This window comes from Mucilaginibacter lappiensis (genome assembly GCF_050433765.1).
GTDB classification, from domain to species: Bacteria; Bacteroidota; Bacteroidia; order Sphingobacteriales; family Sphingobacteriaceae; genus Mucilaginibacter; species Mucilaginibacter lappiensis_A.
In genome coordinates this window covers 1,263,510-1,284,410 of sequence record NZ_JBNPWP010000001.1, presented here as the reverse complement: position 1 = coordinate 1,284,410, position 20,901 = coordinate 1,263,510, and the positions used below count along the sequence as shown (strand labels likewise).

Genomic DNA, 20,901 nt, shown 5'->3' with positions numbered 1-20,901 from the left:
AAGGAAATGAAAAAGAAATTTATATATGCTATAGGCATTGCATTATTGAGCTGTTCTGCCTGTCAGAAAGATCATTTATATCCTGTGTCACAAACCTCTGTCTCTAACCAGGATGGTGCTCCGTTTTCTACCTCTGCCCGTATCTCAAGCCAGGTTTTAGGTTTATATACAAGCTTAAAAAGTGGACAGCTTTATGGCGGCAGGTACCAGATATACAATGATGTTAAAGCCGAAAACTGGATCAACTCTTCTGTGAATTCAGTAACCGCTTACCAAACCTGGACCGAATCCGTAACCAGTACAAGTTCTGAGGTTTTAAATTTGTGGTCGCAGGCCTATTTAACTATTAATAACTGCAATTTATTTATTGATGGCATGGCTGCGGGCGGAGTAAAGGTTGTTGGCCCGACAGTATCGGCAAATTATGTGGCCGAGGCTAAGTTTGTAAGGGCATTATCTTACTATGCTTTGCTACAAATGTATTGCCAGCCTTATGTTAATGGTGCAGGTTCCAAGCCTGGTTTGCCCCTGCGCTTAACAGGAAATTCGCAATATGCCAATTTTGATCTTGCTCCTGCAACAGTTGGCCAGGTTTACACGCAGGTAATAGCAGATTTGAATGCCGCCGAAACCGATCTGCCATCTACTTATCCCGATGCAACTTCCAATACCATCAGGGCACATAAAAACTCGGCCATCGCTTTTAAAACCCGCGTTTATTTAAGCATGCAGCAATATGGTAATGTAATTACCGAAGCTAACAAAATTGTAAACGCCACGGCACCGTTTACGGCAAAAAGCGGTGTGCCCAACGCGTTGCAAGCTTCTGTTGCCAATGTTTTTAAAAACCCCTATACCACAACCGAATCTGTATTTTCTGAGCCATTTACGCCTACTGAGGCGCCGGGTGGTCAGAATGCGCTTGCCGATTATTTTAATAGCGTGGGTACTGGTGAGTTTTATTTAAACCTAAGCGGGGTAATAGCCGATCCGAACTGGAAAGCTGCCGATGCCAGAAGGGGTTTTATCCTGGTTGGTAAAAGCCATACCTATCTTACTAAGTGGCCACTTGGTTCCCCGTATAATGATTGGGTGCCTGTAATAAGGTATGCCGAGGTTTTGTTGAATTTAGCCGAAGCCCGTGCACGCAGTACCAATTCATTAGATGGCCAGGCCATAGCGCTGCTGAACGCGGTAAGAGGACGATCTGATACCTCAACTGTTTATACAGAAGCCAGTTTCCCTAAAGGTGTTGCAGACCTCACCAGCGCTATTTTGCAGGAAAGAAATATTGAGTTTTTGGGTGAAGGCTTGAGATGGGCCGATCTTTTAAGGTTGGGACTTCCTATTCCTGCTAAATCAAATGTTCCGCAGATTAACCCGGCAGACCCGGCATATATTTGGCCAATGTCCGGAAATGAGCAGTTGTATAACAAGCTTATCGGCAGGTAAGAAAGTCATATAATTTTAATACCCCTATACAAAAACTAATAACTGTCTGTTTTTTTCAGTAAAAAGCCGTTTCAATTTATTTGAAACGGCTTTTTTTGTCGGTTTTTAACCGGGTCAGGTTGAGCAATGAGGCGGGCAAAATTGATTTTACGAAAGAAATTCCGGCACTCCAATGCACTTATCGCTCGATGGTTCTAGTCTGTTTGGAATAACAAAAGCCTGTAGATAAATAATTTACAGGCTTTTTGTTGTTTTTTGATAATCTTAATAGTGGAGCCGGAGGGATTCGAACCCTCGTCCAAACATGGTATAAGGTAAGCTTTCTACATGCTTAGCTTCTGTTTAATTGTAGGGAAGGGGAAGGTCAGTCGCTTACCTGTACCGTCTTCCTTAGGTGCTTTATCTCGCCTGCTATGCACACCATTAAGCTGGCCAGTTCCGTTTTTCGATGCCCCGATTGCCGATTCAACAGAACGGAAAACCGGCGGGACAAAAGCTATTTAATTCTAAATTAAGCAGCTAAGGCGTAGTTATTTTCGCCATTTGTAAGTTTGAGCGTTCAGATTTAAGCGCTAATTCACCCAACGCGCTGCATGCTTACCTACTTATCTCCATCCTGTCAATTCCGGTCGACCCCATTTTTTAGTGGCGAAAGCCGAAAGGCTAAAGCTAAGCTTACAAAAATACAGTTTTTGAGCGGTTTAGGCAAATATTATATGCTTTCAGCCTTAAGCTTTTTGCTTTCAGTATCTACACGGCCCGGATAAACCTTCAAAGCTTCTTCCAGGCAGATCATGGCACTTTGCAGGTCTTCATTTTTCAATACATAAGCCATACGTACTTCATTATGTCCGGCTCCTGGAGTGCTGTAAAAACCGGTCGCCGGTGCCATCATCACGGTTTGGTTATTATAGCTGAAAGTTTCCAGCATCCATTGGCAAAACTTGTCGGCATTATCTATGGGTAATTTAGCTACTACATAAAAAGCGCCACCCGGATTAGGGCAATAAACGCCATTCATTTTGTTCAATTTGCTAACCAGGGTATTTCTGCGACTTGTGTACTCTTTATTTACCGCTTCAAAATATGAATCAGGGGTATCAACGGCTGCCGTACCGGCAATTTGCTCAATCATACCTGCACTAAGTCGGGCTTGTGCAAACTTCAATCCCGCGTCTAAAACTGCTTTGTTTTTAGTGATCAGGCAACCAAGCCGGGCTCCACAGGCACTATAACGTTTGCTCACGGTATCCAGCACGATAACATTTTCATCCAGTCCATTTAAATGCATTGGCGATATAAATGCACGTCCATCGTAACAAAACTCCCTATAAGCCTCGTCCGAAAACAGATAAAGATCGTACTTTAAGGCCAGTTCTTTTAATGCTTCCAATTCCTCTTTTGAGTATAAATACCCGGTAGGATTGTTAGGATTGCAAATAATAATCGCTTTGGTTTTATCAGTGATGAGTTTTTCAAATTCGCCGATAGGGGGCAAGGCGAAACCGTTATCAATAAATGAAAGTATGGGTTTAACTACAATGTCGCTTTGACTGGCAAAACCATTGTAATTAGCATAAAATGGCTCAGGGATGATCACTTCATCGCCCGAATCCAGACAGGCCATCATAGCTATCGTAATAGCTTCTGACCCGCCTGTGGTCACAATGATATTTTCCGGATTGATATTGTAACCCAGTTTGTTATAGTATTCCGTAAGTTTTTTGCGATAGCTTAATGTACCTTCTGATGGGGTGTAGGCCCAAACCTTAAAATCAATATTTTTAATGGCATTTAACATGCCTTCGGGGGTTTCAATATCTGGCTGGCCAATGTTTAAATGGTAAACTTTTTTGCCCTCCAGCTTAGCTTTATCAGCATAAGGCGTTAGTTTTCGTATAGGTGATGCGGGCATTCGCTGCCCTTTTTGAGATATTTTTGGCATATGCAAAATTAGTAAAAAAGAAAGTATTGTTGTTTTATTATACTCCTGTAAACGAAAAAAGACCCTTTAAAGGGTCTTTAACAGTATTTTTAATCCCCTTTGTTTAGCAAGGGGCTTTTTTAATCAGGCTTGCCTTGTTTTATTTGCTCGATGCCGGTTTAGCTACAACTTCGCCAATAATATTCAAATACTTTTCGGGTGTAACCGCGTTTGATTTAACAACAATTGTTTTGTTAAAAGGTGCAGCAGCAGCTGCATTGTAAGTGATTTTGATGGAGCCCTTGTCGCCACTTTTTACAGGTGTTTTAGTATAATCAGCAATAGTACAGCCACAGGTTGGTCTTACTTCAGTTAAAATAAGTGGTTCTTTACCAACGTTTGTAAATTCAAAAACGGTGGTTACAGGTGTACCCTGAGGTATTTTGCCAAAGTCGTGTTTTTCTTCGTTAAATTTAAACTCGGCTTTCTGGCTATCCTGTGCTGATGCAGTAAAGGCAAAGCCTAAAATTACCGCGCAAATCATTAATATCTTTTTCATGTGTTTGTTTGATTAATACAAATATATAAGGTTTAACGTAATTTAAAAACTATTCGTAAAACTCTATGTTTTATTGTTAGTTTGCCAAATACAGAATAGAATTTTATAATTTTACCGTCTAAACGAAATTATATATGCCCGGAACTACCATACGTGCAACCAGTAAATTTAATACTGCTGAGTTAAGTTTTGATGATTTCAAAAAAATTGTGATCGATGATTACCGTATTGGCTTTGAAAGCAGACAAGCCAGTTTAATAGGTAGAAGAGAAGTATTGACTGGTAAAGCTAAGTTTGGAATATTTGGCGATGGTAAGGAAGTTGCCCAATTGGCTATGGCAAAGGCATTTCGTGCCGGCGATTGGCGTGCCGGGTATTATCGCGACCAAACTTTTATGTTTGCTACAGGTATGAGCAACCTGAAAGAGTTTTTTGCCCAGCTTTACGCCAATCCTGATATTGAAAAGGACCCTGCATCGGCAGGCCGCCAAATGAACTGTCATTATGCTACAAGATTTATTAATGCTGATGGCAGCTGGGTAAACCAAGCCGAAACCATGAATTGCTCATCTGATATATCAACCACGGGTGGCCATATGCCGCGGTTGCTTGGTTTAGCTTATGCATCAAAATTATATCGTCAAAATAAGGAACTTGAATACCTTGAGCAGTTTTCAGTTAATGGTAATGAAGTTGCCTTTGGTACAATAGGCAATGGCTCCACCTCCGAAGGTTTGTTTTTTGAGACATTTAATGCTGCCGGTGTACTGCAGGTACCTATGGCTATTTCGGTTTGGGATGATGCCTATGCTATTTCGGTACCGGCAAAGCTACAAACTACAAAAGAGGATATTTCTGAAATACTAAAAGGTTTTCAACGCGAAAAAGAAACTAATGGTTATGAAATATTTAAAGTAAGGGGTTGGGATTACATTGCCCTTTGCGAAACCTATGAACGTGCCATAGCGCTTTGCCGTGAGCAGCATGTACCGGTACTGATCCATGTTGTTGAAATGACGCAGCCACAAGGGCATTCAACATCAGGCTCGCATGAGCGTTATAAAACAAAGGACCGCCTGACCTGGGAGGATGATCATGACTGCTTGCTTAAAATGCGCGAGTGGATGATAGCTTCGGCCATTTCAACAGAAGCTGAACTGGATGAGCTGGAAACCGAGGCCAAAAAATATGTGCGCGAATGCCAGCGCGAAGCTGCCAGCGAACTGCTTGGTGTAATAAATACTGAATTGGATGAAGCAGCCAAATTGATAGATGAACTGGCATATAATGTTGCTGCAAAAGATGAATTATTAGATATTTCATCTGCTTTGCGTTCAAGCTATGATGCCGGTCGTAAAGATATAATAGCTGCTATACGTAAAACTTTACGGATTACCACACGTGAAAATTCAGCAGAAAGACAATCGTTATTAAATTGGTTTAATGCCGAAATGGTAAAAAATGATGAGCGTTTTAATTCAAAGCTATTTACTGATACGCCACAATCACCTTTAAATGTGCCTGTTGTGGCTGCCATATATAGTGATGATGCACGGCTTTTAGATGGTCGTGAGGTATTGAACGCTTGTTTTGATATCAATTTTGACCGGGATAAAAGTATTGTTGCTTTTGGTGAAGATGTTGGCGCAATTGGTGATGTGAATCAGGGTTTTGCCGGTTTGCAAAATAAATATGGCGATCTGCGTATTACGGATACTGGTATTCGCGAGGCAACTATTATTGGGCAGGGTATGGGTTTGGCTATGCGTGGTTTAAGACCTATAGCTGAGATACAATACCTTGACTACCTGATATACGCCATGACCGTTTTAAGCGATGATATAGCGAGTTTGAGCTATCGTACCCGTGGCGGACAAAAAGCGCCGCTTATTATCCGTACCCGTGGTCATCGGTTAGAGGGCATATGGCATTCAGGGTCGCCCATGGGCCTGATCTTAAATTCTATGCGGGGTTTCCATATTTGTGTGCCACGTAATATGACACAGGCCGCGGGGATGTACAATACCTTGTTAAGGGGTGATGAACCTGCATTGGTTATTGAGAGCCTTAACGGGTACCGCTTAAAAGAAAAGCTACCTGATAATGTTGGCGAATTTACTGTTCCGCTTGGTAAAGCTGAGATTTTAAGGAATGGCGCCGATGTTACCGTTGTTTCTTACGGCTCTACCTTGCGCATTGTATTAGAGGCCGCTGCCGAACTGGAGAAAATGGATATCCATATCGAGGTTATTGACCCGCAAACCTTATATCCGTTTGATACAGAGAATGTTTGTGGTGATTCTCTAAAGAAAACCAGCAAACTGCTGGTTATTGATGAGGATGTACCCGGTGCGGCTTCGGCATATATAACCCAAAAAATAGTAGAAACAGAGAATGGTTATTACTCGCTTGACGCGCAACCAAGAACATTAACTGCAAAAGAGCATCGCCCACCTTATGGTTCTGATGGTGATTATTTCAGCAAACCTTCTATAGATGATATCATTGAAGCTGTTTACGCTATGATGAACGAAGCTAACCCAGCTAAATATCCTGCAATTTTTTAATTGCAGGATATTTTAAATTTACTAAACCCTTTTCGTGGGCTTTAGTCTTTAATCGGTCACATCTCATTTTTAATATTTCCTTTTTTCTTTATTTTTTTAAGTTTGCGTTCTTCTGAACATATAGCTAATAACATGGATTCTGCAACTTTCACTACTATATCTAACATTATTAAAACCCGTCGGTCTGTTAAACCAGCTATGATGAATGGCCACAAGATACCAAACGGGCATGTAGCCGCATTATTGGAACTTGCTGATTGGGCGCCAACCCATGGATACACCGAACCCTGGCGATTTACTGTTTATGAAAATCCTGCTGAATTTTGCCTGCAACATGCTGAATTATACAAGCAAAGCGTAAGCTCTGAGAATTTTAATGAAACTGTTTATACTAATTTTCAGCATCAAGGCGATAAGGTATCGCATGTTATAATTACTACCATGAAGCGTGGCGATCTGCCTAAAATTCCAGCATTTGAAGAGCTTGCGGCAGTTTCGAGCGCTATTCAAAACATCCTGCTTGGTGCTACTGCCTTAAATATGGCATCGTTCTGGAGTACAGGTGGCGCAATTTTAAAACCCGCGATGAAAGAATTTCTACAGCTAAGAGAAGAAGACCATGTGATGGGTGTGCTGTACCTGGGTTATGCTGATCAGCATCCCGAAGGAAAAAGAAATACCCCGCTCGAAGAAAAAATTAAGTGGGTTAAATAGATATTTCCAACTTTTTACTACCCCTGTTCGTATAACCGTATAATAGCGCGGAAATTTTCTTTATTTTAAATTTATTTTCATTTTAGTAAAAAAATATATTAAAATGATTTTGGATTAAGTAAAAAAGTATACATTTGTAATTAACCGGTTTCCTAATCCGGTTAAATAAACCTATTGCTAATTTAACTTATTGATTTAACATTTAACTCAAAACAAGTATGAGGAAACATTTTTGGTGTGTCACATTAGCGGTTTTATTATTGTCAGGAACGGTTATTAGTTGGAGATCCGCAGGTGCGAACAAATCAGATGGAAAGGTAAATTCAACCCTAAATGCAAAGGAATTATTTAATCAGTACGTAAATAATCTGTATCTGGCAGCCAGTTTGCAACAGTCTGGTTTAGCCTTTGATGTATTTGAAAAAGCAGTTACAGGTTATACAAATTTAAAACTTGCTCATAAATTACCAGAGAACAGCGCTGTACTTACTGTTGTTGATTTCAATAAATCAAGCCGTGAAAAACGCATGTGGATAATTGATTTGCTAAGTAAACAATTATTGTTAAACACATGGGTTGCCCACGGACAGGGAAGTGGCGATGAAATGGCCAACCATTTTTCGGACAGGAACGACTCACACCAAAGCAGTCTGGGATTTTATCTGACCGATAATGTATATATGGGTAAGCATGGCCGTTCGTTGCGGTTAGATGGCTTGGATCCTGGTTTTAACAGCAATGCCCGGATGCGCGATATTGTAATTCATGCAGCCAGTTATGTTAGTCAGGCTGCTATTGACCATAAAGGATATGTAGGACGTAGTTTTGGTTGTCCGGCTGTATCACCCAAAGTTGTAAACAAGGTAATTAATACAATATCAGGTAAAACGGTTCTCTTTATCAGTGGTAATGATGATAGGTATACTTCAAAATACCTTGATGAAACAGCGCCATTGAATTTTATTGCCGCTGATACAACGGCTTTTGATCTGGCCAAACTTTAAATTTAATATTATCCAATTATAAACCTGAATCGCTATGCCTGGCTAATAACCGGGCATTTGTTTTTATATCGCCTATCAGCATTTTTAAATGTGCATAAAGTACCACATCTAACCCGTAAACATCATGCCTGTATTGTAATGTGCCGTTGTCATCGGCCCAGCAGGTAACATAGGTTATGTATATTGGTGTTTTTTTAGGTAATGCAATATTGGTTGGGTCAGGATTATCTTCGTCCATATCTTTAGTTATGGTATCATAATCTTCCCCCTCACCAAAAAGGTTCTTTGCCAGGCCCTGCGGATCGCCCAAACGCACGCAACCATGGCTCACAGCACGCATAGCATGCCCAAAGGCTTCTTTTGCAGGTGTATCATGCAGATAAACACTGCTTCTGTTTTTGAACAGGAATTTTATCTTACCCAATGAATTGTCAGCACCCGGGCGTTGTTTAAAATCATATTCCAGATTGTCTTTTGTTACTGTTGACCAATCTATTGTCTCCGGATCTTCAATTTTAACCCCGTCCTTGTAAACGTCAATGCTCTTATTGGATAAATAGTAAGGGTCATCTGCTGCTTCAATAATGATCTCTTTGGTAGCAATACTTCGCGGTATGTTCCACATGGGGTTTACCTCAACGCTATGGATCATGCTGCTTAGCTGCGGGGTTTCGCGCGGAAATGGCTTATCATACCTGTCACTGTCGGCATATGATATCAAGCTGCATCGCTGATCCATGTTACGGCCCTGGCCAACACACACCTTCATATTTAAAACAGATTTTCCATCTTCTATCACATTCAGCTTAAAATCAGGAATATTTACGATAACATATTTGGATTCAGTAGGTTTATTCTTCCAGCGCAGACGTTCCAGATTAACCAACAGATAGCGCCTGCTTTCTTCTTTTGATAAGCCATCAAGTGTAACACCATCTAAAAATGCTTTTTGTAAAACTTTATATTGTGGATCGGCGGGCTGGATACTGTCCAGGTAAGCTCTTAGATCAGTTGTCCGCAGTGCTTTTTTCATAGTTGCACTGTCTGGCCGCTTAGTGGCTGTAAAATATCTGGAATATATTTTTTTAGGATTGATAACGCCATATTGCAGCGCGTTTGAATATTTTAACAAGGAACTTGCGGTCAATAACTCAAGCTCTGCCAGGTCATGATAGGCTTCGGCAGTTGTTTTAATGCCGTTTTTATCCTGCAATTTAGCAACCAGTGCTTTGATAGCTTCGGCATGATATGGCTTTTTATCAAGACCGTGCTCGTTGATTTTGTTATAATAATCTGTTAAAACGTCCAGATCGCCATTAAACAAATGGTTCATTACTAAAACAGGCTGGTAATCGTTTGCCCTAAAATAAGATTCGATTACATGTTCATTAGCAATCTTTAATTTTTGGGCAGTAAGTTCATTTTTGAGTGTTGCAGCAAGGGTATCCGGGTCAATATCCTTGAAAGCTTTATTCTGAGTTACTTTGAAAAGTTGGTCAGCTATTTCCGAATGCTTTTTTTTACAGCTTTGAAAAGTAAGGAGAAGTACAAAAAGACCACATAGTAGAGCGGGGATAAAGGTCTTTTTTTGGCAAGTAGCAATCATGGATATAAGTATAGTTAATTTTTGCTTATGAATAGCAATACCCATACCATAAAGCCAAATGGTTTTTAATTAATTTTGAAAACGGACATTTTATCACATTAATATATAAACACATGTTCAAAATTCTTCGGATAATGAAAAAACGACTGTTTTTTATTTAATCATGATGAGGTAAAAACCATGCTTAATAACAATAAATAAAAATGGCAACAGCAAATAAACCCGAGGTTTGGCTCCGCGGGCCTTTAAACAGCATACCAGCATTGCTGCAACCTGTAGCACATGCACTTTTACAGGCCAGGGAGGAGCTGAATGATTTAATGTATGGTTTTCCTGACGCTTTATTATGGCATAAAGTAGCCGGCATGGCATCGCCGGGATTTCATTTACAACATTTAACAGGTGTGCTTAACCGGCTTTTTACTTATGCAAAAGGAGCGGGGCTTACTGAGGATCAGCTGAGTTATTTAGCTACCGAAGGTAAGACAACTGAAAATATACATACCGCCGATCTTGTCATGCAGTTTAATATCCAGGTTGATAGCGCAATAAACCAATTAGCCGAAACTGATGAACAGGTATTGACGCAAGTTCGTGGCGTTGGCAGGTCGCAACTGCCATCAACGGTGATTGGTTTGTATGTACATGCGGCAGAACATACTATGCGGCATTTAGGTCAGCTTTTGGTTACTGTTAAAGTATTAAAAAATGAAATTACACGTTAAGCAAACAATGGAACCGCATCTTTAAGGTTTTTTGACGAGTGATTTACCTGTGCGTTTGGATGTCTGTTTTCAGGGTCAAATAAAAACGTATCTATACCTAAAGTTATTGCTGCTTTTATTTCTGATTCAGGGTCATCACCAATGATCAGCAAATCTTCAGGTTTGAAGTCATTGGTATTCATGATGATTGCGAAAATGTCCTTTTTTGTTTCTGATGATACTTCAGGATCAACTATATAAATTGCTTTAAAATCGTGCTCTATACCCAATAATTTTATTTTGCTCCGTTGCAATTTGGTAAAACCAGTAGTAACTAAAAATTTAACTATTTTGGTGTCGCTAATGTACCTATACTCTTCATAAGGTTGCATTGGTAAATCATATTCAAGATTTTTAAGCAGGTCGAGGCCTTTGTTTTTAGCGGCTTCACTGAAATTATATTTATCCGCAACCCATTGATATGGCCTTTTTTTCATTTCTTCCTTTGCCTTATCTATTTCATCTATACTTAATTCATCCGCCAGGCTATCCAAAAATTCAAATACTTTATTAAACAAATATTCAGCAATTGAGCTTACGGGATATATGGTATTATCCAGATCTAATATTATAGCTTTTTTCATGTTAAATAACTTTTTCAACTATGATTGTCGCTTGTTTATAAGGATGTGTGAACTTTTTCAGGATAAAATATCCGGTTGACGAAAACAAGCACACAGCCCCTAACACCCACCACAGCAAATTAAATCCGCCGTATGCAATGATCTGGCTTCCCACTGCTGGAGCAATAATTTGAGCGGCCGACCATGACATGCTGTACAACGCGGCATATTCGCCCCGGTTGTTGTTGGTTGTTCTGCTTATCCAAAAAGAATTCATGAATGGCATACTCAATATTTCGCCTAAAGTGATCATGGCTACGATCAGTATAGCCACCCACGCCGTATGTGGCAATAGATTTAACAAAACAAAACTGGCACCGGCTACAATAATACCTGCACTGATATAGGTAAGCGGGTTTCTTTTACCTTCTAATTTATGGATGAGCACCATTTCAACCATCACTATTAAAATACCGTTTAAAGCCAGCAAAAAGCCAATAAAGCGTTCGTTAAAATGCCACTGTATCTTATAAAATACGGGCTGCATAATAAAGAACTGGAAAAAGCAGGTGGCAAAAAGTGTGCTCAATAAAATAAATATCAAATACACCCCGTCTTTATAAGCCGATGTTGATTTGACTATTTGGCCCGCTGCTTTAACGGTTTTAATGATCTTTGAGCGGGGCATCAGTTTTAATAACAGGAGCGCGGCAAAAATATTGGTACAACCATCAACCCAAAAAAGTAAATGGTAGTTGAACGATGCCAGGAATCCTCCCAAACCACCGCCAAAAGCCCAGCCCAGATTTGTAGCTAACCGGTTTAAAGAGTAGGAGCGTATTTTATTTTCATCGTTGCTATAATGCGCAATAGCAGTTGAATTAGCCGGACGAAAAGATTCATTGCAGATACTTAAGATGAACGTACCAATACTAACAGTTATGAAAGTATGCTGATAACCTAAAATAAGGAACAAGATGCCGCCAATAAGCAATGCGCCAACCTGGATATCATAAAAGCCTATCTTATCGGTTAGTTTACCGCCAATAAATGCGCCTGATATGGCCCCGGCGCCAAAAAATGCCATCACCCACCCAGATTGTACAATAGTAAAATGCAGTTGCTGAATGGTGTAAATGCTCATAAACGGTACCACCATAGTACCGCTCCGGTTAATAAACATAACCAGGCTTAAGTACCAGCTGTTTTTAGATAGTCCGCTATAGGCTTTTTTGTATAATTGGATGACAGGCGTTAGCATTACTCAGCAAAGATAGGGATTAAGCTTAAAGCCCAATGCAAAAAGCCCAAAGCTTTTATACGCTTTGGGCATCTAATTGTAAATTATTAAAGGCTTGCTTTAAGCTTTCTGCCTTACGCTTTTAGCATAAGTTAGCTTAAAATAGAGTTTCTGTTCCTCAGCCAATGATCGGCCAAAACCAACGCGGCCATAGCCTCAACAATGGGTACAGCACGTGGTACTACACAAGGATCATGACGGCCCTTGCCTGATATTTCGGCAGCATTGCCCTCGCTGTCGATAGTCGCCTGGTTTTTCATGATGGTGGCAACCGGTTTAAAAGCTACTTTAAACTCAATAGGCATACCATTGCTGATACCGCCCTGTATACCACCCGAAAAATTGGTTATGGTGCTCACAGTGCCTAAATGCGATTTAACAAAAATATCATTATGCTCTGAGCCCCGCATTTCGCTGCCGGAAAAGCCCGAACCATATTCAAAACCATGAACCGCGTTAATGCTCAGCATGGCTTTACCCAGATCGGCATGTAGTTTATCAAATACCGGATCGCCAAGACCAACCGGGCAATTTTTAATATAGCAGCTTACCTTACCGCCCACGGTGTCGCCGTCTTTGCGTACGCTATCAATAAAAGAGATCATTTCTTCGGCCGTTGCCGGGTCGGCACAGCGTACGATGTTCTTTTCGCGTTCGTCAATAAACTCCTGTATATTTTCAATACTTACATTAGGGGCATTTATAGTGCCAACGCTGCTTACATGAGCCGCAATTTCAATTCCCTGGCTTTTAAGCAATAGTTTGGCCAATGCGCCTGCTGCAACACGCGCGGCAGTTTCGCGGGCTGATGAACGGCCCCCGCCGCGGTGATCACGGATGCCATATTTTACCTGATAAGTATAATCGGCATGGGAAGGACGGAATACATCCACATTATGGCTGTAATCTTTTGAGCGTTGATCTTCGTTAGGGATCAGCATGGCGATAGGAGTGCCCGTGGTTTTACCCTCAAACACGCCAGATAATATTTTTACGGTATCGCTTTCTTTACGTTGCGTGGTTATTTTTGACTGACCGGGTTTGCGTTTATCCAGTTCGCCCTGGATATAATCCATATCAACTGTTAATTGTGCCGGACAACCGTCAATAATTACACCTATAGCTTCGCCATGCGATTCGCCAAAAGTGGTTATCCTGAATATTTGCCCGAATGAATTGCCTGCCATTGTCTTATTAGATATGAGATGTTTATTTTAATCGTCATTGCGAGGTACGAAGCAATCTCTAAACTATACAGATCATCTCTGTAATTTGGGGATTACTTCGTACCTCGCAATGACGTGGGTATTAATTTAATCTTTTGCCTTATCTTTCTATTTCCTGAACTCCAAATCCAAGCCCTGCCAGATCGGTCCAGAATGCAGGGTATGATTTATCAACTACCGGCCCGTTCTCAAATTCCAGTTGCGGGATGATGAGCGCCAGTGGAGCAAATGCCATAGCCATACGGTGATCATGATAAGTATTGATAAATATACGCTCGGGTATAAACTTTTCGCTACAGTCCAGTTTATAAACCTGACCTTTTTCGATCAATTTTACACCCATTTTTGCCAACTCGGTCTGCAGAGCCAAAATACGGTCGGTCTCTTTTATTTTTAAAGTTTCCAGGCCTGTAAAAGTAGCTTCATGGCCTAAAGCCGCGCATACTACAATGATGGTTTGTGCCAGATCAGGACATTCCTTAAGGTCGAATATTTTACGGGCAAGTGGTTTAATCTCTTTTGTTAAATGCACCCCGCCATCTTTAAATTGCGAAGTAATACCAAAATTGGCCATGATCTCGGTTATCACGCTATCACCTTGTAAACTATATTGGGTTAAGCCGGTTAACAATAACTCAGCTTCATCTGCCAGTGCTGCAATGGCATACCAGTATGATGCCGCGCTCCAATCGGGTTCAACATGTAATGAGGTTGTTGCAAACTCCTGATTTGATATTGTAATGACGTTACCTTCCCAACTGTGCTGTATCTTTGCGGTTTCTAACATCGCAAGTGTCATTTCAACATAAGGACGGGAAGTTAACTCACCTTCAATATGTAATTCCAAACCAAAAGGCAGTCGGGCAGCGATGAGTAACAACGCGGTAATATACTGACTGCTAATGTTACCTTTAATACTGATCTTACTAGTTTGCTGCTCGAAACTGCCTTTTAGTTTTATAGGAGGGAAGCCCTCTTTTTCTTCATAGTCAATATGGGCACCCAACTCTCTCAGCGCATCAACCAATATACCTATTGGTCTTTCTTTCATCCTCTGACTGCCGGTTAGTATTACTTCATTATCCTGTATTGCAAAATAAGCTGTTAAAAAACGCATGGCTGTACCTGCGGGGCCAATGTCTACAAGTCTTAAGTCTTGAGTTCTGAGTTCTAAGTCTTTTGATCTTTGACTTAAGACTTCAGGCTCAAGACTCAGAACTTCAGACTTCGTACCTCTCAAAATACCAGCAAGCAACACCGCGTCGGCCGCGTCCGAAACATTCTCAACCTTTACTTTACCATCGCTTAATGCCTCGATGATCAGTGCACGGTTACACTCACTTTTTGACCCGGTAAGGTGTACCGTGCCATTTATTTGCTTATTACTTTTTGTCAGGATGATGTTTTGCATCATTATATAGTTATGCGTGGGTTAGTTTTTCTGCTGCTTGTCCGGCTTCACTTTTATTCATGACAGCTGTTTGCCTGCTGATAGATTCGGCGTGTAAAAGCTCCAATAATTTCTCAGTAAACTCCTCGCCTAATTTTAAAGCTTTTGCATAGTTGGTGCGTTTTTGCAGAATCTCGTCCCAACGGCCAACTTGTAAAATGGTAATGTTATTGTCTTTTTTGTATTGACCGATCTTATCAGCAATTTGCATACGCTCGGCAATTTTCTGAATAACTAAATCGTCAATTTTGTCGATCTGGTTACGTAACTCGGCCAGTTTATCGTTTACTTCTGCATTACGGATCTCTGGTTTACGTAAAGCCAGGTGATCGATAATGTCAGCAAGGGCAGCAGGGGTAACCTGTTGTTTAGCATCTGTCCAGGCTACACTTGGGTCAATGTGCGATTCGATCATCAAGCCTTGCATATCAAGATCTAAAGCTTTTTGTGATATGTAACCGATAAGGTCACGGTTACCAGAGATGTGGCTTGGATCGTTGATGATAGGCAACTCAGGAGCTAAAGTTTTTAAGGCAATAGCGATATCCCACATTGGCTCATTACGGAAAGCAGATTTCTCGTAAGATGAGAACCCACGGTGAATAGCGGCCAGTTTAGTGATACCGGCGTTGTTGATACGCTCCAATGCGCCAACCCATAAAGAAAGATCAGGATTTACCGGGTTTTTAACCATTACAGGAATATCAACACCCTTTAAGGCATCAGCAATTTCCTGTACAGTAAAAGGATTAACGGTTGAACGGGCACCTACCCATAATATATCAACGCCAGCTTTTAATGCCTCTTCAACATGTTTGCCAGTTGCAACTTCAATGGCAGTAGGTAAGCCGGTTTCAGCTTTAGCACGTTTAAGCCATTCTAAACCAATGCTGCCAATACCTTCAAATTCACCCGGACGTGTACGTGGTTTCCAGATACCTGCACGTAATGCAGATACGCGGCCCGTTTGGGCTAATAAGTGAGCCGTAGCTACCAGTTGATCTTCCGTTTCGGCGCTACATGGGCCTGCTATTACCAATGGTTCTTTTCCGGTCTTGATCCAGGTATGAAGCGGCTGTATGTTTAAATTTAATTTCATTGTTTTGTTATTAGTCCGGCAGATTATTTATACCGGTGTTTTTATATTTTATGTTAATTTTTCTTTTACTTTTTGATTGCTGTAATGCAGGCTCAGATGTTCCTTCTTATATTGATATATCTCCGGACCCTGTCGTTTTTTAGTGGTTTTGGAGTTAATTCATCGTCATGTCTTTCATATTCACCAAGTATGTTAAAATTGTGCGTGTATTTAAGTATTTGTCGTATGGAGGCATCATATTGTTTTTGTTCTTCCCATTCAATGTCTACATAAAAATTGTACTCATTGCGTTTACCCAAAATAGGCATTGACTGAATCTTGCTCATATTTACGCCTTCATCGGCAAAAATATTCAACACTTTGGCTAAAGCCCCAACCTTGTTACTCACCTGAAAGCAAAGAGAAGCTTTGTTGGCATTCTTTTTTTCTACATTATCATGATGGGTAAGGATCAGGAAACGGGTAAAATTCTTTTTGTTTGATTCAATTCTGCGTTCCAATACATCAAGCCCATAAAGTTTCGCAGCCAGTGCATTGGCTATGGCAACAGTATCAGTTAATTGTTCGTCCCTAATGCGTTTAGCACAGGCCGCCGTATCATTACTTTCCACAATTTTAAGATGCGGGTATTCATCAAAAAAATCAACACACTGACGTAAAGCTATAGGGTGCGAGGTCACGTACTTTATATCTTCAAATTTTACACCTGGCAATGCCATTAAGTGTAACTGAATAGGTAAATAAATTTCGCCCACAACCGGGAAACCATAGTCAAGCAATAAAGTATAGTTTGGCAATATGCTTCCTGCAATGCTGTTTTCAATTGCCATTACTACATAATCGGCCTCTTTATTTTTTAGGGCCTCAAATGTTTGCTTAAAAGAGTTACACTCAATGGTTTGCGCATTTTCGCCAAAGTACCTTATGGCTGCTTCTTCGTGAAAGGAAGCGCGTATTCCCTGTATTGCAACCCGTGGTTTTTCTATTTTCATAAACCCTGTTAAAGCAAAAAATCCCGGCATTTTGTGCCGGGACTTTTTAGTTTCTTTATGTGTGTGTTAAGTACATATTAGTCCCGGCTCTCACTGTTAAAGTAAAAGTAGTAACCGAAATAGTATGCGCTTGTAAATTTCATTTGTTTTTTATTACGTTGTAAATGTACGGCTAAAAATGTATTTGTCAATAGAAAATTTTAATTTTTGTAAAATAGTTTGGGTGAAACGAATTTTATTCTGTTTAAATTGATTTTACAGCGATTTGAATATATTTTATGTTTTAAAATTAACAGGTACAGTATAATTATCTGCATGGTGTTTGAATTTAATTATATTGTTAATGGTATCCCGTAGTCATACTGAACTTGTTTCAGCATCCCATCAGCAGGTTTATAACCTGGTGTATCCACTCTTTTTAGTGTACGTTTTGTGCGGATATTTGGTGAATAGACGACTTGTGTTTGTTGAAGTGCAATAATAACTATAACTTGTTTAAATAAATTTAGGTATGAAACATAGTTTAAGGCTAGGCCAATGAAGGTATTACTTGTTATTGAAATAATATAGGCCCAAGAAACTGCCTGAAAACGATTCAACATAATTCTTATAGCGAATAAATGCACCATAACTACACTTGTATTATCAAGTAGCTCATAATTTCTTTCACGGATTAATGACCCGTAATTACAACTGTATATGCCGAGGGACCAGAACAAAAAGTTCCATTAGTAATAGTATAGCGTAAATCTAATCCAGAATCATCCTGAAATACCCTTGTGGAAAATGTTCCTTTTATAGAAGTCGAAGTAACTTCGGTAAGTGTAACAGAGCCAATCGGATTATTTACTGACGATGAATAACCATATACGCCATTGGCCGAGCTATTGGGTACATAAGTAAATCTTGCATAACTATCTGTTACAAGGCTTTTGATGGTTTGTGCCTCATACACCTGCCCTGTTTTTAAATTCTCTGGAGCCTGATTTAGTGTAATGTCGAAATGCCCGGTTCCTCCCTGAGAGGTAATGCTAGTTTGAGGCTGCCCGCCGCGTATTATTTCTATTGTAGAGCATGAGTTATAACTAAGAGCTTTACTATTGGTATCGAGTTTCATAAAAGTAACAAGTTCAGGTGTTGTTGAACTCTTTTTGCACGAAAGCAAAAAAGTGCTTATTAAAAATATTAAACTTACATGCTTATAAAGATATTTCATAAATCATAGTCTATTAAATATTGTTCAACTTCTGTTGTTTGTAAAACTGTCACAATGTTGATCAATTTACAAACACAACTATTCCTAATAAGATTGCCCCTCTTTAGCGCAAGTCTTGTGCGAATGTTAAGTCTATAGGTGGTGTTATCACCGCACCACAATTTAATACAATTTAAATTAGAAAAGCTTCAAATATTTCGACTTGAGGCTTTTTACCCGCTATCCGTAGAGTCCCGCTATCCGATTTCTCCGACTTCGGACGGTTATGTAGCCGAGTGATGGGATACTACAAGCCTATTTGCATAAATTCCACACTTACCAAATGATACGGGAGAGGTGGTTATTCAATCATTTTCGGTTCGGGTAAAACCTTAGCAACGATATGCTCAATCTGGTTGAGTTGTTCGGCACTTAGGCGCTTTAAATTTTCCTGGCTCAATATGGTATTGTTAATTTGAATATAGTTGTTTTGGCTTTTAACAACCGTATTGCTTTGCTGTTTATGGGTAGCGCCAACTGTTTCCAGATAAAGCCTGGCAGCCCTGATATCGCCCTTAGCTGCATATTGGAATACTTTTGCCATTAACTTTGGGGCCATCATTTTATACTGTTCCATTTGCTCAGTATATCCAGGATGTGTTTGATATTCTTTTAAATGTTTGCTGATGGTTTGCCGGCTTAAACCGGTCTCTTCGGCCAGGTGATTTTTAGTGGGCATGCTGCCATGCAGTTCAGTCAACTTTGAAATGGCATCAGTGATTGCCCGGTGGTTATATTCCCAAATCTGCTGTTTATTGCTTGCCGGCATGATGGGTTCAATTTTGTTTAAAAAATCATCCCTTTCTTTATCCTTTAAGCCTTGCAGCATTTGGGTGCAAACCACCGCTAAATATTGCCGTTCGCCGGTATCGAAATTATCCAGATCGCTTAGCGTTATTTTTTTCAGCTCCAGCAACGCGATAGTTTTTTTCTCACTGCCTGTTAATTTGGTTGAAACCAATTCCTGTGTTTCCATTTTGCTTACTTTCCTTTTTTATAAAGATAAGCAATTAAATTTAAAATTGCTAAAAATATTAGTAATTTATTAATACTAAAAAGCAGTTTAGATTGAGCTTAAAAATATTTTTACGTAGAGACACATCATTGCGGCTCCCAAAACAAAAGCCGTTTTGCAAGCCGCTTAACTACTTTAATTTGCAAGTGGAAGATGCAATGATGCGTCTCTATATTTAAAAAGCAATCAACTTCAAACAGCATAAAAGCTGATCAATGTAAACCATTATGTTTTGATAGAAATAAATATAATTAATTGAAAATCAAATAATTATATTGATGTTAACCATGAAGTGTGTAAACCATGTAAACCCACTATTAAGCCTATGGTGATAACACCGGCCACAGGCTTAATAGCCTTATGTCTGAACCAGGATTAAGCAGATTTGGGATTTATTGGATTTTGTTTAATCGCGGTAATACTTGAATCCTAAGAATCCCGGTTCAGACAAATATAGTATCCAAAAATTAGAAATATATACCTGAATTAAGCAGAATGTTTATGTTCATCGAGCGGGGTGATGTGTTGTATTTCATACTCCCGTTGCATAACCCGTGCAGTTTGTGTACTGCCGTCATGACTCCATCCTGGCGGGTTTAACAAATACCCGATCTTGTTTTTAACGCCCGGTGCATGTTTAACATCATGGAGCAAGGCTTTCCACTCATGAAAAAGTACATTTACCGGACCCATGTCTTCGGGTTGTTTGGTTAAACCATATTTAACGGGTTCCTCCAAATCTTCATCTCTGAAAGTCCCGAACATCCTGTCCCAAATGATAAGCATCATACCCATATTTTTATCAAGATATGGAATGTTTGATGCATGGTGTACCCGGTGATGTGAAGGGGTTACAAATAACCAGCCATACCATTTTGGCAACGGTATTTTATATTGTGTATGTACCAGGTTACCATAAAGCTGGGTAATTAAATAAGCATACAATATATCTAATGCTGTAAAACCCATCAATGCGAGCGGTAGGTAAAAAAATACACGGTAAAATGGCTCAAATACGGTTGAACGGAATCCTGTGGTAAAGTTAAAGTGTTCTGATGAGTGATGGGTTACATGCATGGCCCAAAAAAGCCGGCAGTAATGGCCCGTATAATGCAAAACCCAATATAAAAAATCCTGCACCACAACCAGTAAAAACCAATACAGATAAACGTTATGTATTTGAAAAAGCCGGTATTGATAAGTAAGGGTAAGGATAACAAATGTGCTTACTTTAACTATCAAATTAGTAATAACCGCAAGTGAAGTAAGATAGATATTAGTCAGCGTATCGCGCGTTTCATAATATTTACGATTTTCCCAGTAGCTTAAACCCATTTCAACAAGGGTTAGTACTACCAGTAAACCCATCAGCACAAGTGCTGCTTTATCCCTGGAATCTAAGCTGGACATT

General features: G+C 39.9%; 17 protein-coding genes and 1 other RNA gene. 5 read left to right on the top strand and 13 right to left on the bottom strand.

The genetic code is table 11. The features are described 5' to 3' along the window. Positions 1-6: 6 nt before the first annotated feature. Positions 7-1,452, top strand: a complete 1,446-nt coding sequence (locus tag M2273_RS05030) for a RagB/SusD family nutrient uptake outer membrane protein (RefSeq protein WP_429393778.1) — start codon at positions 7-9, stop codon at positions 1,450-1,452. 268 nt (positions 1,453-1,720) lie between these two features. Here the strand turns inward: M2273_RS05030 and ssrA are convergent. From ssrA to M2273_RS05015, 3 genes are all read right to left on the bottom strand, one after another. Next, positions 1,721-2,089: a transfer-messenger RNA gene (ssrA, locus tag M2273_RS05025) on the bottom strand. Positions 2,090-2,164: 75 nt separating this feature from the next. Next, complete coding sequence (locus M2273_RS05020) at positions 2,165-3,397, bottom strand: pyridoxal phosphate-dependent aminotransferase (protein ID WP_429393777.1); 1,233 nt, start codon at positions 3,395-3,397, stop codon at positions 2,165-2,167. A 139-nt stretch (positions 3,398-3,536) separates the two neighbouring features. Next, positions 3,537-3,935 (bottom strand): DUF1573 domain-containing protein, encoded by a 399-nt coding sequence (locus M2273_RS05015; protein WP_429393775.1) that lies wholly within the window; start codon positions 3,933-3,935, stop codon positions 3,537-3,539. A gap of 134 nt (positions 3,936-4,069) precedes the next feature. On the opposite strand from M2273_RS05015, the gene M2273_RS05010 reads away from it, so the two are divergent. The 3 genes from M2273_RS05010 (at position 4,070) to M2273_RS05000 (ending at position 8,220) form a co-directional block, all read left to right on the top strand. Continuing rightward, on the top strand, positions 4,070-6,502 hold the full coding sequence (locus tag M2273_RS05010) for an alpha-ketoacid dehydrogenase subunit alpha/beta (RefSeq protein WP_429393773.1): 2,433 nt from the start codon (positions 4,070-4,072) through the stop codon (positions 6,500-6,502). Between the two features lie 132 nt (positions 6,503-6,634). Further along, entirely contained in the window at positions 6,635-7,216 is a 582-nt protein-coding gene (locus M2273_RS05005; RefSeq protein ID WP_429393770.1) for a nitroreductase family protein, read from the top strand. Positions 7,217-7,434: 218 nt separating this feature from the next. After that, entirely contained in the window at positions 7,435-8,220 is a 786-nt protein-coding gene (locus tag M2273_RS05000; protein WP_429393768.1) for a murein L,D-transpeptidase catalytic domain family protein, read from the top strand. A 16-nt stretch (positions 8,221-8,236) separates the two neighbouring features. Here the strand turns inward: M2273_RS05000 and M2273_RS04995 are convergent, their stop codons facing one another. After that, positions 8,237-9,826, bottom strand: a complete 1,590-nt coding sequence (locus M2273_RS04995; RefSeq protein ID WP_429393765.1) for a L,D-transpeptidase family protein — start codon at positions 9,824-9,826, stop codon at positions 8,237-8,239. Between the two features lie 203 nt (positions 9,827-10,029). On the opposite strand from M2273_RS04995, the gene M2273_RS04990 reads away from it, so the two are divergent. Further along, entirely contained in the window at positions 10,030-10,551 is a 522-nt protein-coding gene (locus M2273_RS04990; protein WP_429393762.1) for a DinB family protein, read from the top strand. Here M2273_RS04990 and M2273_RS04985 read toward each other — a convergent pair. The 9 genes from M2273_RS04985 to M2273_RS04945 form a co-directional block, all read right to left on the bottom strand. Then, positions 10,548-11,174, bottom strand: a complete 627-nt coding sequence (locus tag M2273_RS04985; RefSeq protein WP_429393760.1) for an HAD family hydrolase — start codon at positions 11,172-11,174, stop codon at positions 10,548-10,550. The two genes, M2273_RS04990 and M2273_RS04985, sit on opposite strands and share 4 nt — an antisense overlap. A 1-nt stretch (position 11,175) precedes the next feature. Further along, on the bottom strand, positions 11,176-12,414 hold the full coding sequence (locus tag M2273_RS04980) for an MFS transporter (protein ID WP_429393757.1): 1,239 nt from the start codon (positions 12,412-12,414) through the stop codon (positions 11,176-11,178). Positions 12,415-12,545: 131 nt separating this feature from the next. Continuing rightward, a complete protein-coding gene (gene aroC / locus M2273_RS04975; RefSeq protein ID WP_429393754.1) occupies positions 12,546-13,640 on the bottom strand; it encodes a chorismate synthase in 1,095 nt (364 codons plus the stop codon). A 139-nt stretch (positions 13,641-13,779) separates the two neighbouring features. After that, the gene (aroA, locus tag M2273_RS04970) at positions 13,780-15,093 is read right to left on the bottom strand and encodes a 3-phosphoshikimate 1-carboxyvinyltransferase (RefSeq protein ID WP_429393751.1); all 1,314 of its coding nucleotides are present in this window, start codon (positions 15,091-15,093) and stop codon (positions 13,780-13,782) included. Between the two features lie 7 nt (positions 15,094-15,100). Then, positions 15,101-16,228: a chorismate mutase gene (locus M2273_RS04965; protein ID WP_429393749.1), complete on the bottom strand. Its 1,128-nt coding sequence runs from the start codon at positions 16,226-16,228 to the stop codon at positions 15,101-15,103. A gap of 92 nt (positions 16,229-16,320) precedes the next feature. After that, positions 16,321-17,220, bottom strand: coding sequence for a prephenate dehydratase (locus M2273_RS04960; protein ID WP_429393746.1), 900 nt, complete (start codon positions 17,218-17,220; stop codon positions 16,321-16,323). A gap of 673 nt (positions 17,221-17,893) precedes the next feature. Beyond that, positions 17,894-18,337, bottom strand: coding sequence for a hypothetical protein (locus M2273_RS04955; RefSeq protein ID WP_429393743.1), 444 nt, complete (start codon positions 18,335-18,337; stop codon positions 17,894-17,896). Between the two features lie 439 nt (positions 18,338-18,776). Then, positions 18,777-19,451: a hypothetical protein gene (locus M2273_RS04950; RefSeq protein WP_429393741.1), complete on the bottom strand. Its 675-nt coding sequence runs from the start codon at positions 19,449-19,451 to the stop codon at positions 18,777-18,779. A gap of 525 nt (positions 19,452-19,976) precedes the next feature. Next, positions 19,977-20,900 carry a sterol desaturase family protein gene (locus M2273_RS04945; RefSeq protein ID WP_429393738.1) on the bottom strand — a complete coding sequence of 308 codons (924 nt, stop codon included), beginning with the start codon at positions 20,898-20,900 and terminating at the stop codon, positions 19,977-19,979. Between the last annotated feature and the right edge of the window lies 1 nt (position 20,901).